Below are 13,066 nucleotides of genomic sequence, written 5' to 3'. Positions count from 1 at the left end.
AAGCTGGCCCAACTGGTGGCGACTGGTCCCTGATTGCCGGACGGGCGCAGGCGCATGTCGACCTCATACAGCCGCCCCTGTGACATCGGAGCCGAAAGTGCGGTGATCAGCGCCTGCGTGAACCGCGCATAATAGGTGCGCGTGGCCAAAGGACGCGGACCATCGGACATGTCCTGATCCTGCGGATCATAGATCACAATCATGTCCAGATCGGATTGCGAATTGATCCGTCCTGCGCCCAGCGATCCCATGCCCAACACCGCCGCTCCGCGTCCCGGTGCGGGACCGTGTTTACGGGCGAAATTCTCGGTAACATAGGGCAGGATGGCGGCAATCACCGATTGTGCTAGCTCTGCATATTGCCGGCCTGCCTGTGCCCCGTCGATCAGACCCCGCAAGTGGTGGACGCCGACCCGGAAATGCCATTCCTTACACCAGCGCCGCGCAAGGTCGAGCCGGGTTTCATAGTCAGACTCTTCCGCCAGCGCACGGGCCAGTTCGACCTGCAATTCCTTCTGCCCCGGCCAATCGGCAAAGAAACTGCCGCCGATCACCGCGTCGAAAACCGAGGCATTGCGCGACAGATGCGAGGCCAGAGCATGAGACGTGCCAACGATATCGACCAGTAGGTCGATCAGTTGCGGATTGGCCTCGAACAAGGAAAACAGCTGCACCCCGGCGGGAAGGCCAGACAGAAACCCATCCAGCGCCATCAACGCCTCTTCCGGTTTGGCGGTCTTGGCAAGACGCGACAGCAGCTCGGGCCGCAACCGTTCGAATATCCGCGACCCGCGCTGGGACCTTAAGGCCGGATAGGTCGTCCACCGGGCCAGAACACTCTGGTCAAATTCTACATCCTGCGCCGCCACAGGTGCAGGACCGGGCCCGGGCGCAAAAAATCCTTCGGTCAGTTCGTGCACTTCGGTCAGGCGGTTTTTCAGGTCCTGTTTCAGTTCAACGCCGCCGATCCCCATCAGACAGGCGATACGTTCGATGCCTTCCGGTGATTTCGGCACCTTATGCGTCTGTGCATCATGAACCATCTGAATGCGGTGTTCGACTTCGCGATGCGCCCGGTAATGATCGGTCAGTTTGTCCGCGACATCCTGCGGCACCCAGCCTTTTGACGCCAACGCCGCCAACCCCGGAACCGTTCCACGCACCCGCAGGTCCGGATCGCGGCCGCCTGCGATCAGCTGACGGGTTTGAGTGAAGAACTCGATCTCGCGAATACCTCCCTGCCCCAGCTTCATGTCGTGGCCCGGGATCGACAAGACCCCGCCCGTACCTTTGTTTTCGCGAATCCGCAGACGCATATCATGCGCGTCCTGAATGGCGGCAAAATCCAGATGGCGACGCCAGACAAAAGGGCGCAGACTGTCCAGAAACCGCTGCCCCGCGGCCAAGTCTCCGGCGCAGGGGCGGGCCTTGATATATGCCGCGCGCTCCCAAGTGCGGCCAAGGCTTTCATAGTACCGTTCAGCGGCCTCCATTGCCATGCAAACCGGTGTTACGGCGGGGTCTGGCCTCAGCCTCAGATCTGTACGGAAAACATAGCCATCGGCAGTCTTGTCGCTGAGCGTCGCGCAGAAGTTCCGCGTTGCCCGCACCATGCCCTGCCGGGCCTCGTAGAAGTCATCCGGGTCAAACCGTGTCTCATCAAACAGCACAATCAGATCGATATCCGAGCTGTAGTTCAGCTCATGCGCGCCCATCTTGCCCATGGCCAGAATGACCATCCCGGCGGCAGTTTCGATAGCATCCTCGGTCATACCCGGCAATTTGTTGCGCCGGATCAACATGGCGATCTCGGCCTTGGCCGCAACATCCGCGGCCAGTGCTCCGAAATCGGTCAGCGCCGCGGTGACTTTCTCAAGCGGCCAGGCACCTGCAATGTCGGCAAGCGCGGTCAACAGCGCCACCCGCCGCTTGGCCTGCCGCAAGCCGGATTTCAGCTGATCCGTCTGCAGCTTACGCGCATCCGCCATGACTTCAGACAGTGCCTGATCCGGGCGCAATAAGGCATCAGGCAGCCATTCCCTTTCACGCTCGATCAAGCCTTTCAGATATGGGCTGGACCCGGCGGTTCCCGCCACCAGCTCTCCCATCTCCTGCGACAGATCAGGTATCAGAGCGCGGGTTTCATCGCCCAGAGACGGATCAAACGCACGCGGAAGGCGGGTAATGGCAAGAGCGTCAGTCATGCGCGCACCCTGCGCATTGCGGGGCGTAATCGTCAATGGGGCATTCTGATCAGGTTTCCTGAACCGGCGTATCCTGACTGAAGCTGTTGATCCATACGTCGTTTCTTCTTTCCCACAAAGATGAAATCAGCATTGCCTCGCGCTGATCTGCGCCCGGGCGCAGGTAGTCGGCGCGGTAGGACAACAAGACGATATCCGGGGTCAGAATGCGTAACCGGGCATCACTCAGATCAAACTCGGCCATCGTTGGCGCATCTGCAAATTGCCCGACGTGATCGTCCCGATTGGCAAAACCCGTGGGATAAACGCCCAGAAAATCCGCGCTCAGCAAGGCGCGGTCGGCGCTTGCATTACCTTCAACCAGCGCCACCCAGACCTGTGTTTCCAGTTCAAGTATATCCTTTAGTGCAGGGGCAGCTTTGTTGTCCGTCATATCCATACCCAGACCCTGCGAGCCAGATCCTGAAACGTCAACCGGATTGCTTAATGTAAATCTTTTTCACATTACCCCTTGCACCCAACCAAACGGCACCCCATCTATGCAATGTGAATAGAGTTTACATCAAACCTGGAGAGCTCAAATGACCGCACTGTCCGACCCCGCCGTCCCCGCGAATCCGGGATGGCTTTATCGAACCGAAGCCTGGCTAGATGACAAAGGCAAAGGGGCCTGGATCGCCGCCATGGTTCTTGGTTTCATCTTCTTCTGGCCCGTTGGCCTTGCCCTGCTGGCCTATATGATCTGGAGCAAACGCATGTTCAGCAAATCCTGCAACCGCCGCAAATCCTGGCAAAGCCACATGAGTGCGATGAAGCCCTCGGGCAACAGCGCCTTTGACGCCTACAAAGCAGATACCCTGGCCCGACTGGAACGTGAACAACAGGATTTCGAAGCTTTCCTGCGTCGTCTGCGTGACGCCAAGGACAAGGCCGAATTCGACCAATTCATGGATGAACGCGCCCGCGAGAACCATGACGAAGACGGCAAGGGCGAGCCCGCCTGATTGACCTTGCCCTGCCCCGGTGTTTCGGGACAGGGTACCCCTACCCCAGTTTTTCGGACCCATCGAATGAACCATCTGCCCGACCCCGACACCCAACCCGATTTCTATCGTTCCGTGACAACCAAACGCTTCGTCGCCTGGCTGTTCGATATCGCCTTCATTTCGCTGCTTTGCACGGTGGCAATCCTTTTTACTGCGTTTCTGGGTCTGTTTTTCCTGGCCCTGATCTACGCCGTCGTTAGTTTCGTCTACCGGGTGGTGACCATCGCCAACGGCTCTGCCACGCTGGGAATGCGCTTTATGGGGATCGAGCTGCGTGACGCGTTCGGAGAACGAATGGATCTGGGCAAGGCGCTTGCCCATACTGCGGGCTATTTCGTCAGCATGGCCTTTCCCGTGGTCCAGATCATCTCGGTCATCATGATGATGACCAGCGCCCGTGGCCAGGGTCTGACCGACAGTTTTCTGGGCACCGTCATGATCAATCAACGGGCCTGACCCAAGGTTGCGTGAAACACTTGGCGGTCTCGGGAACGGTTGCTATCATCCCTCCCGAGGTTGGATGGGGATTTCATGCGACATACGCTGCCAATTGCGCCACAATTCTATGTCACGGCACCGCAGCCTTGCCCTTATCTTGGCGGCAGGATGGAACGTAAACTGTTCACCGCCCTGCAAGGCGAAGGGGCTGAACAGCTGAACAATTCCCTGTCGCAACAAGGATTTCGCCGGTCTCAGAATGTGCTCTACCGGCCTTCGTGTACGGATTGCGCCGCCTGCCTGTCAGCCCGGATCGATGTGTCAGCCTTCCAACCGACCAAAAGCCAGAAACGCGCGGCAAAGCGGAACGGATACCTGGAACGCCGCGCAACCTCGCCATGGGCCACGGACGAGCAATACGAGCTGTTCCGCCGTTATCTTGACACCCGTCACGCCGATGGCGGCATGGCTGACATGGATGTTTTCGAATTCGCCGCGATGATCGAGGAAACACCGATCCGCAGCCGCGTTGTGGAATACGCCGATCCTGAAACGGGCGAGTTGATCGCCGTCAGCCTGACCGATGTGCTCGATGACGGTCTAAGTATGGTCTATTCCTTCTACGACCCGGAACAGCCGCAAAACTCACTCGGCACCTACATGATCCTCGACCACATCGACATCGCACGTGAGGCGGGCCTGCCCTATATCTATCTGGGGTACTGGGTCCCCGGCAGTCCCAAGATGGGCTACAAAGCCAAGTTTTCAGGACTTGAGGCCTATATACAGGGGGGCTGGCAAAAGATCAGCGATCCGGATGCCTATACCGGCACATCGCATCACCCCTTATCGGCGCCGCCAATCGCCGAACAGGTCGCCAATATCCAGCTCCCTGACCGGCATCCGACCAAAGGCTGACCGCGCGATGAAACAAAGCCTGCATGCCGTCACCCTCGTGGTGCCGGATTACGACGACGCCATCTTGTTTTATACAAAGACGCTCAGCTTCGAACTTATCAAGGACATCGACGTCGGCAATGGCAAGCGCTGGGTTCTGGTCGCGCCTCCCGGTTTGGATAGCGGCTGTCTTCTTCTGGCAAAGGCTGACGGACCTGAACAAACCACCGCCATAGGCAACCAGACCGGCGGACGCGTCGGGTTCTTCCTGCAAACCGATGATTTCTACCGCGACCATGCGAACATGCGCGCAAGGGATATCCACTTCGAAGAAGAACCCCGTCACGAACCTTATGGCATTGTCGCAATCTGGCGTGATCCCTTCGGCAATCGCTGGGACCTGATCCAGTTCACCTGATCCGAATCTTCATCTGGCCAAAAATATCCCGGGGATGAATTGGCCGCAGGCCAAGAAGGGGCTGGCCCCTTGCCCGAAACAAACAGAAAAGGGGGCCAACCGGCCCCCTTTGCAATATTCCCTTCCGGATCGGATCAGTTTGGCATCAGGTCCGGAACGATCGTGACAATCGTCGGGAAGAACCACAAGATCGCGATCCCCATCACCTGGATCAGAACAAACGGAACGATCCCGCGATAAATATGGCCTGTAGTGACCTCCTTCGGCGCAACCCCCCGAAGGTAGAACAACGCAAACCCGAAAGGTGGCGTCAGGAAGGACGTCTGAAGGTTCACCGCCACCATGATTGTGACCCATTTCGGATCGAAAGAGCCGCCATAGATCACAGGGCCCACGATAGGGATCACGATGTAGATGATCTCAAGGAAATCCAGCACGAACCCCAGAATGAACAGCACCAGCATCACGATCAGGAAAACCGTGAACTCGTTGTCAAAGCTCTTCAGGAATTGCTGGATATAATGCTCCCCTCCGAATGAAATCACCACGAGGTTCAGCAACTGCGATCCGATCAGGATGGTGAACACCATCGAGGTCACCTTGGCCGTCTCGCGCACCACCGGGGTCAATACACCGCTGGAATAGAGCACCCAGCATCCGTACAACAGCCCGAACAGGGCGTACAGGTAAGCCGCATAGGCAATGATGAAGGCGATCCAGGTTTCTACCGTCACACTGCCTTGATTGATACGCAGGTCAAAGTTGACCCCCATCAGCAATGCAATGACAACGGCGAAGGTCGACCAGATGACCACTTTGCCCGAGCGGCCTTGATCCTGCAGCTTGCGATAGGCCGCCAGCATGATCGCGCCACCCGCACCCAGCGCAGCCGCCGGTGTCGGATTGGTGACACCGCCCAGGATCGAGCCCAGCACCGCGATGATCAGAACAAGTGGAGGAAAGACCACACGGATCAGATCGTTTGTGGCACAGCGGGCTGCAGCCTCTTTGCAGCCATACATGGCCAGCGCGAACGGCAGGGTGAGTAGCACGAAAGTCACGCCAGAGGATGTGGTCGGCGATATCATCAAGATGTCGACCAATGCCATCAGCAACAACCCGATCGCGCCAAGGATCAGCGGCTGCGGTGACCGCGACGGTGCGATACCACGGCCCAGAACCAGGGTCAGACCCAGCAGAACAAGGGTTACCGCCACTCCGGTGCCGATCGGCGCCGCATCGGCAATCCTTTTTTGCTGTTCGGCCGCCAGTTCCTCTTCTGTCAGGCGATGCGCTTCGGCTGTGCCGCCAGCGGCATCAATTGCCTCCTGCTCGGCAACAGCCTGATCCCAGGCAACCTGCCCGTGCAGATCGATCATCGACGCCTTGCACTCTGCCGACACGTTGGTCCGCAGCGACGCACCCTCGCCAATATCCGAAAAGGCCGAGACCGAGATATTCTGGCTTCCGATCACACCGACATTGCCCAGAAGGACCGCACCGACGATCAGGGCAACCGGCGCACCCAGCAACCATGTCAGGCCTTCTGACCGCGTTATGGGTTCCCCGGAGCCACCGGACACAGCCACTGCAGGCGCCTTGTGCGGGTTCAGCAGCGCATAGCCAAAGGCGTAGAGCGCGTAGAGCAGCGCTAGCATGATCCCCGGCAGCAGCGCAGCCTGGAACAACGTCCCGACCGAGACAACCGCAGGCTCACCCAGATAGGTCAGCGCGTCGGTACAACCGGCTTCAACAGCCCGGGTTTCCTGCGCTGTCGAATACAGATCCCCCGCCAATGTGCCCAGCAGGACGATCACGATCGACGGTGGAATGATTTGCCCCAAGGTGCCCGATGCCGCGATCACACCGGTCGCCAGTTCCGGCGAATAGTTGTTGCGCAACATGGTTGGAAGCGCCAGCAGGCCCATCGTCACAACGGTCGCGCCAACGATACCGGTCGAAGCCGCAAGGAACGCCCCTACAACCACAATCGACACGGCCAGACCACCCGGAAGCGGACCAAAAACGCGCGCCATTGTGGTCAGAAGATCGTTGGCAATCTTTGACCGCTCCAACGTGATGCCCATCAGAACGAACATGAGCACAGCCAGAAGGGTCTCGATGGATTGCCCGGCCAGCACGCGCTCGTTCATGCGGTTCACGATGAACGATACGTTCCGGTCCAGCGCGGTTTCCCAGCCCGAGGCAAAAACCGGTTCGGCGAGCCTTGGCAAATCCGGGTATCGGAACACGGATATGGTGTCCGGCTTGATCCCGGAGTTCACAAGGTCCCGATAACTTTGCGATCCGACGTCAATCGCCTGGTGGATCAGCAACCCCGCGCTGTCCAGCGCGGCGATGATGCCAAAGGATATGATCCCTGCCCCGCCGATGGCAAAAGCCACCGGAAAGCCGGAAAGAATGCCCCCGAAAAGGCAAAAGAATACGATAATGAGGCCTATCTCGACGCCATCAAGTCCGAATAGCATTGTCTTTGTCTCCGCCCTTAATGCGCGCCTTCATAGGCTTCTTCGCCCTCACCAAGGCTGTCCTTGTCGAGGTATTTTCCAACGCTGTCCGGTCCTTCCACGTATTCCAGATACGACCGGTACAAAAACGCGATGGCGTGCAGGAACACCATGGCCGCAAACGCCACCAGAAGGATCTTGAACAGGAAGTAGGCATTGAACCCGTTGGGGCTGAACCCGATGGTTTCCACGTTCCAGCGCAAGGCGCGGGACTTGGCCACCAGACGGTCCAGCGCGTCACTGGCCGAAGGGTTCGGCACGATCAGGTGACGCCACAGGAAGAACCAGCCGTACATCCAGGTCAGCACCGCCATTGGCATCATGAACAGCAACGCACCGCACATATCGACCACACGCTTGGCGCGGTGGCTGATACCGGCATAGATCAGATCAACGCGCACATGCCCGCCCTGCACAAATGTGTAGGTACAACACAGACAAACAACCATGGCGTTATACAGTTTCAGCTCTTCCGCGAACCAGCTGATATCCATCTGGAACGGTATTCCCAGACCGAAGGACATATCAGGGCGGGTAAAGACCCGTTGCATGAATACGATGACGATCTGCTGAATCACCATCAGCAGACCCGCCCAGGCAAAGAACCGCCCGGTGGTGTTTGCAAAACCTTCCAGGCCGCGCACGATGGCCCACATGAAGTTCCGGTAATACAACCCGATGGCTGTCAGAACCAAAAAGAAGGTGAACACCACAAAGAAGAACTCGACCGAGCCGCCGTAATAGACAAAGCGCATGATCGACGCCTTGTCAGACCAGTCCAGCCAGAGCTGCGGATGCGTGACCGCATATCCGAAATTATAGAAGGCTTCGGCAATGTTCTGAATGAACCAGACCAGTCCATTCCACAGGGCGCCGAAGAACGAGATACCGTTTTCGTCCTGCATGTTGTCCCCAGGTCGTCTCAGTTGCGCGCAGGCCTATTGTGGCTTGCCCAAGTCCCTTCACGCAACGGGAAAGGCTTCCCCGCAAGGCGCGGGGAAACCGTTTTTCCTTTGATCATAAAGGCTTAGCCGCGAACACGGTCACGCTGTGCGGTGTAGACACCCGACGACAGGTTGTTCCATGCCGACGAAGCCGCCATCGACGACATTGCGCTGTCGTGGATCTTCTTGAACAGCTCATCGCCCATGTTTTCGTCCAGAACTTCCTGGCTGGCCTTGCCGAACGCATCCCAGACACTGTCAGGGAATTCCAGGACCTTGACGCCACCGGCCTGCAGGCGCTGCAGCGCTGCGCCATTGTTGGCCAGGAACTGCGCCAGGTTCCACTGGTGTGCTTCTGCGGCAGCGATCTCGATGATCTTCTGCTGGGCCGGGGTCAGTTCATTGAACACATCGCGGTTGGTTGCCAGCGACAGACCTGCGCCCGGCTCGTGGAAGCCCGCGGTGTAGTAGGTCTTGGTGATTTCCTGGAAGCCCGCTTTTTCATCTGCCCAGGGTCCGATCCACTCGGTTCCGTCAATCGCGCCGGACGACAGCGCCTGATACACTTCAGAACCGGGGATGTTCTGAACGGACGCGCCCAGTTTGCCCAGTGCTTTACCGCCCAGACCGGGCATACGGAACTTCAGACCATTGAAGTCTTCGGGGCTGTTGATCTCTTTCGAGAACCAGCCGCCCGCCTGCGCACCGGTGTTACCGGCCAAGAAGGACTTCAGGCCAAAGATTTCGCCCAGCTCATCATGCAGCTCCATACCGCCGTCATGATAGTACCAGTTCACCAGTTCCTGTGCGGTCATGCCGAAGGGCACGGCCGTAAAGAACGCATAGCCCGGGTGCTGACCGACAAAGTAATAGTCAGCGGCGTGATACATGTCGGCCTGACCGGACGACACCGCGTCAAACACCTCGAACGCGCCAACCAGTTCGCCTGCCGCTTTGATTTCAACATTCAGGCTGCCATCCGACATCGCGTTGATGCTGTCGGCACAACGCTGCGCGCTGTCAAACACGCCAGCCAGACCACGACCCCACGAGGTCACCATGGTCAGTGTGCGCTGTCCCTGTGCATAGGCCGGAGCCGCCAGAGCGGTTGCTGCAGCTGCCGAGCCGCCCAGCGCGGATTTTTTCAGAAATGAACGACGATCCATATGAGTGTTCCTCCCCTTCATAGTCACGATCCGGCAGTACCGGACCTGTCGCATTCAGTGCGCGTCAGCCTAATGTGAGCGAAGCGAAAGGGAATACCTACTACTGCGTAGAGAATCGATTTCTTTTGGGGATGCGGTGAAATTTCCGAACGAAAACTCCAACAAAAACGGCCCAAATACCGGAATTTCACAGACCAACGCCAATCTTTTTGCATTTTTGCCGCCGCTTGCGTATCGATTCGTCCATGCAAAGACTTCGACATCTGGTCTCGCTGACCTATGCGCAGAAACTGTCGCTGGTGGCCGCAATCCCGCTGGTTGTGGCCGTGGCCGCAATCGCTGTGCTTGTAGCCTATGAGGCGCGTGCGACCGCCGAGCGCGAGATCGAAGCCCTGGAACGCAGCCTGATCGAAGCCAAGAAAGAAGAACTGCGCAACTACGTGACGCAGGCGCGCAATGGGTTTGCCTATATCTATGGCCGCGCTGAACCGGATGACGAGGTATCAAAGAACCTTGTCTCGCAGATACTCTCGGCAATGATCTATGGGCAGGACGGGTTCTTTTTTGTTTACGACTATGATGGCAACAATCTGGTCAGCCCCCGTCAGACACAATTTATCAACCGCAACTGGGAAGGTCTGACCGACAGCGATGGAACGCCTATCGTTGATGAGTTCATTCGCCTCGCCCGTCAGGGGGCCGGGTGGCACAGCTTCATGTGGGAAAAACCCTCGACCGGGGATGAGGCGCAAATGATCGCCTATGTCGTCGGGTTGCAGGACTGGCGCTGGGTCGTGGGTACTGGGGTCTTCATTGACGACATTGTCGCCACGGTCGCCAACGCAAGAGCCGAGGTCGAGGCCCGCGTGCAACGCACCTTCATGTATATCGGCGCCATTGTTGTTGCTGCCGTTCTGATTGTCTTTGCCTCGGGCATGTTGCTGAACATTCGCGAGCGGCGGTTGGCGGATGCCAAGCTGAAGGAACTGACGCAACGTGTCTTCGACGCGCAGGAAGAAGAACGCGGCCGGGTTGCCCGCGAACTGCATGATGGCATCAGCCAGATCCTTGTGGGGGTACGCTATGCGCTGGACAATGCGCGCCGCCGTCTGTTGCGCGGCGATGATGCAGGTGCGCGCGATCCGCTGGACAAAGGCATCGACCATCTTCGCACCGCCATCACCGAGGTCCGCCGGATCAGCCGCGACCTGCGCCCCGGCGTGCTGGACGACCTCGGCCTTGGACCTGCGCTGAAGGCTCTGACCGACGATTTTCGCGAACGAACCGGGATCGAGACTGAATTTTCCACCGTCGTATTCCGCAACCGGCTGGATCAGGACAGCAAGATCGCGCTTTATCGCATCGCACAAGAGGCGCTGACAAATATCGAACGCCACGCCGACGCCTCTTATGTGACGATTGACCTGCGCGGCCACAAGAAAGGCGCAACCATGCGGATCACCGACAATGGCCGTGGCTTGCGCGCAGAATCCGGGACCCCGACCACCGGCATCGGTCTGCGCAACATGCAGGAACGAATTGAGCAACTTGACGGATCGCTGCGTATTCTGTCATCACGCGGGCCGCGCGGCGGTACGGTAATCGAGGCCAGTCTGCCGCTGAGCCACCTGTTGCCACCGCAGGAAGACGCAACTCCGAACCGAAAGGCCGGTACATGAGCGCCAAGAATATCCGAGTTCTAATTGTCGACGATCATCCCATGGTGGCCGAGGGCATTCAGTCGATCCTTGAAAGCTACGACGATATCGAAGTGGTTGGGACACTCGGCAGCGGTCAGGCTGCGGTGGATCATGCGGTTGGCCTTTCCCCGGATGTCATCCTGATGGACCTGAACATGCCTGGCCTCGGCGGCCTCAGCGCCACGGAGATCATTCTGGAACGTCTGCCCGATACGTGCATCCTGATCCTGTCGATGCATGACAGCCCCGAATATATTTCGACCGCGCTCAGCCACGGTGCAAAAGGCTATGTTCTCAAAGATGTCCCAACCGAAGAGATCAAGCAGGCCATCGATGCGGTCATGCGGGGTGAGCAGTATCTGTGCACCGGCGCAAGTGGATCCCTGAAGCCCAAAGGCGGCGACGCACGCGAGGCGCTGACAGGGCGCGAGCAAACAATTCTGCTGGAACTGGCGCAGGGCAAATCAAACAAAGAGGTTGCACAAAAGCTGGATATCTCGGTGCGAACGGTTGAAACGCATCGCAAGAACATCAAGCGCAAACTGGGAATTTCCTCGACCGCCGGGCTGACCCGCTATGCGCTGGAACATGGCATGCTGCAAGGCACCGGGGTCGGCTTCTGATCGATGCGCGGTCGCAGCGCGCAGCGCTGCCCGGCCCAACCAGAGAAGATGCGCCACAGGCGCGTTGACGGCGGGCGGGAGCGTTCACCTCCGGTAGTGCCCCTTCAATCCAGCAACTGATCCCTTCGCAAACCCGCACGCTCGTAATGGTGCGGCAACACGCGTCCATAGAGCTGCTGCGTCCGCTCGATCCCGCCGCACATGCCTTCGGCCTCGACAAATGAAAAGATCCCCACATACCGCCGCCGTGTGCCCTTGACCGGGGCGACTCTGTGCAGGGAATAGCGGCCTTTGAATATCTGTAGGTCCCCAGGTTGCAGGTCCAGCCGATGAACGCGCGCCTTGTTTCCGTCCAGAACCGACGCGACCTGATCGAAATTTTCATCCTCGGCTGTGCGCAGATTGGGTGCGTATTCGAATGCACCGCCCTGCTCGCCATTCTGGATCGCCAGTGTCACGGTGTAGTTGTTGGTGTCGAAATGCCAGGGAAAGCCCCGCCCCTCCTCCACGACATTTATGATCACGTCTGCCAATGGATCATCGTAACGAAAGAAGCGGTCCTCAGGCTCATCCAGCGCATCCCGAATGAAGGGAAGAAATCCGCTAAACTCGTAAATCCTGCGCAAAGGACCGGAATGCGCAAAATTGTCGGCAGGAACAAACGCGTTCGAACGGTCATAGAACCGTCTGATCGGATGGGCGGCGTCGAACCGTGGGTCGTCTTTGGTGAAATAGGCATTTGTGCGATTGAAAGACCGGTGTGCATTGGGCGCCACCTCATCTGCCTCCTGCACCAACAGCTCAATCCCTTGCGCATGTGCGAAACCCGGTAGAACCGCACATCCGTCCTGTTCCAACTCGCGCCGCAAATCCCCGATCAATCGCCTGTAAGCTGGCGAATCCGGGCGATCGATCGGATACCGCCCCAGATCTACCAGGTCCTGTAACATGCTCTGCCTCCCTCGTTTGCGCACACAAGGTCAGCGTGACCCAGACAAAACGCCGGATCATGCCAGTTTCAGACATCGGCCTGCCGCATTCAGACCTTCATAAATGTCCCGCCCTCAGGAGAACGACCGCCCTTTTCCCGGAAATTCCGGGC

The 13,066-nt window shown here is 58.3% G+C and carries 12 protein-coding genes; 6 read left to right on the top strand and 6 right to left on the bottom strand.

The genetic code is table 11. The features are described from left to right. Both AC2FND_RS03450 and AC2FND_RS03445 read right to left on the bottom strand, forming a co-directional pair. Nucleotides 1–2,204 (bottom strand): [protein-PII] uridylyltransferase family protein (locus tag AC2FND_RS03450; protein ID WP_496767933.1); only part of this gene is annotated, 2,204 nt, incomplete at its 3' end. 49 nt (nucleotides 2,205–2,253) lie between these two features. After that, nucleotides 2,254–2,637 carry a DUF4440 domain-containing protein gene (locus tag AC2FND_RS03445; protein WP_496767931.1) on the bottom strand — a complete coding sequence of 128 codons (384 nt, stop codon included), beginning with the start codon at nucleotides 2,635–2,637 and terminating at the stop codon, nucleotides 2,254–2,256. Between the two features lie 148 nt (nucleotides 2,638–2,785). Here AC2FND_RS03445 and AC2FND_RS03440 point away from each other — a divergent pair, with 148 nt between their 5' ends. From AC2FND_RS03440 to AC2FND_RS03425, 4 genes are all read left to right on the top strand, one after another. Beyond that, nucleotides 2,786–3,208 carry a DUF2852 domain-containing protein gene (locus AC2FND_RS03440; RefSeq protein WP_209596676.1) on the top strand — a complete coding sequence of 141 codons (423 nt, stop codon included), beginning with the start codon at nucleotides 2,786–2,788 and terminating at the stop codon, nucleotides 3,206–3,208. Nucleotides 3,209–3,274: 66 nt separating this feature from the next. Next, the gene (locus tag AC2FND_RS03435; protein ID WP_209503648.1) at nucleotides 3,275–3,706 is read left to right on the top strand and encodes an RDD family protein; all 432 of its coding nucleotides are present in this window, start codon (nucleotides 3,275–3,277) and stop codon (nucleotides 3,704–3,706) included. Between the two features lie 75 nt (nucleotides 3,707–3,781). Beyond that, nucleotides 3,782–4,606: an arginyltransferase gene (locus tag AC2FND_RS03430; RefSeq protein WP_209503647.1), complete on the top strand. Its 825-nt coding sequence runs from the start codon at nucleotides 3,782–3,784 to the stop codon at nucleotides 4,604–4,606. A gap of 7 nt (nucleotides 4,607–4,613) precedes the next feature. Continuing rightward, complete coding sequence (locus AC2FND_RS03425; RefSeq protein ID WP_496767928.1) at nucleotides 4,614–5,003, top strand: VOC family protein; 390 nt, start codon at nucleotides 4,614–4,616, stop codon at nucleotides 5,001–5,003. 134 nt (nucleotides 5,004–5,137) lie between these two features. Here the strand turns inward: AC2FND_RS03425 and AC2FND_RS03420 are convergent, their stop codons facing one another. From AC2FND_RS03420 to AC2FND_RS03410, 3 genes are all read right to left on the bottom strand, one after another. Further along, complete coding sequence (locus AC2FND_RS03420) at nucleotides 5,138–7,492, bottom strand: TRAP transporter large permease (RefSeq protein ID WP_209596682.1); 2,355 nt, start codon at nucleotides 7,490–7,492, stop codon at nucleotides 5,138–5,140. A gap of 17 nt (nucleotides 7,493–7,509) precedes the next feature. Then, nucleotides 7,510–8,436, bottom strand: a complete 927-nt coding sequence (locus tag AC2FND_RS03415) for a TRAP transporter small permease subunit (protein WP_496767926.1) — start codon at nucleotides 8,434–8,436, stop codon at nucleotides 7,510–7,512. A gap of 122 nt (nucleotides 8,437–8,558) precedes the next feature. Next, nucleotides 8,559–9,641 (bottom strand): TRAP transporter substrate-binding protein, encoded by a 1,083-nt coding sequence (locus AC2FND_RS03410; RefSeq protein WP_480485346.1) that lies wholly within the window; start codon nucleotides 9,639–9,641, stop codon nucleotides 8,559–8,561. Nucleotides 9,642–9,886: 245 nt separating this feature from the next. On the opposite strand from AC2FND_RS03410, the gene AC2FND_RS03405 reads away from it, so the two are divergent. Further along, nucleotides 9,887–11,320, top strand: a complete 1,434-nt coding sequence (locus AC2FND_RS03405; RefSeq protein ID WP_209503642.1) for a cache domain-containing protein — start codon at nucleotides 9,887–9,889, stop codon at nucleotides 11,318–11,320. Beyond that, the gene (locus AC2FND_RS03400) at nucleotides 11,317–11,964 is read left to right on the top strand and encodes a response regulator transcription factor (protein ID WP_209503641.1); all 648 of its coding nucleotides are present in this window, start codon (nucleotides 11,317–11,319) and stop codon (nucleotides 11,962–11,964) included. Before AC2FND_RS03405 ends, AC2FND_RS03400 begins: the two co-directional genes overlap by 4 nt. Nucleotides 11,965–12,068: 104 nt before the next feature. Here the strand turns inward: AC2FND_RS03400 and AC2FND_RS03395 are convergent, their stop codons facing one another. Continuing rightward, nucleotides 12,069–12,914, bottom strand: coding sequence for a HalD/BesD family halogenase (locus AC2FND_RS03395; RefSeq protein ID WP_496767923.1), 846 nt, complete (start codon nucleotides 12,912–12,914; stop codon nucleotides 12,069–12,071). Nucleotides 12,915–13,066 lie beyond the last annotated feature (152 nt).

It is taken from the genome of Ruegeria sp. BHSB056, assembly GCF_059613305.1.
This window is presented reverse-complemented; position numbering and strand designations above follow the sequence as displayed.

What these genes read in the sequence shown, in the direction of transcription:
- AC2FND_RS03400 (WP_209503641.1), top strand. Translation starts at nt 11,317, where the DNA reads ATGAGCGCCAAGAATATCCGAGTTCTAATTGTCGACGATCATCCCATG.
- AC2FND_RS03410 (WP_480485346.1), bottom strand. Translation starts at nt 9,641, where the DNA reads ATGGATCGTCGTTCATTTCTGAAAAAATCCGCGCTGGGCGGCTCGGCA.
- AC2FND_RS03420 (WP_209596682.1), bottom strand. Translation starts at nt 7,492, where the DNA reads ATGCTATTCGGACTTGATGGCGTCGAGATAGGCCTCATTATCGTATTC.
- AC2FND_RS03435 (WP_209503648.1), top strand. Translation starts at nt 3,275, where the DNA reads ATGAACCATCTGCCCGACCCCGACACCCAACCCGATTTCTATCGTTCC.
- AC2FND_RS03425 (WP_496767928.1), top strand. Translation starts at nt 4,614, where the DNA reads ATGAAACAAAGCCTGCATGCCGTCACCCTCGTGGTGCCGGATTACGAC.
- AC2FND_RS03415 (WP_496767926.1), bottom strand. Translation starts at nt 8,436, where the DNA reads ATGCAGGACGAAAACGGTATCTCGTTCTTCGGCGCCCTGTGGAATGGA.
- AC2FND_RS03440 (WP_209596676.1), top strand. Translation starts at nt 2,786, where the DNA reads ATGACCGCACTGTCCGACCCCGCCGTCCCCGCGAATCCGGGATGGCTT.
- AC2FND_RS03395 (WP_496767923.1), bottom strand. Translation starts at nt 12,914, where the DNA reads ATGTTACAGGACCTGGTAGATCTGGGGCGGTATCCGATCGATCGCCCG.
- AC2FND_RS03430 (WP_209503647.1), top strand. Translation starts at nt 3,782, where the DNA reads ATGCGACATACGCTGCCAATTGCGCCACAATTCTATGTCACGGCACCG.
- AC2FND_RS03445 (WP_496767931.1), bottom strand. Translation starts at nt 2,637, where the DNA reads ATGACGGACAACAAAGCTGCCCCTGCACTAAAGGATATACTTGAACTG.
- AC2FND_RS03405 (WP_209503642.1), top strand. Translation starts at nt 9,887, where the DNA reads ATGCAAAGACTTCGACATCTGGTCTCGCTGACCTATGCGCAGAAACTG.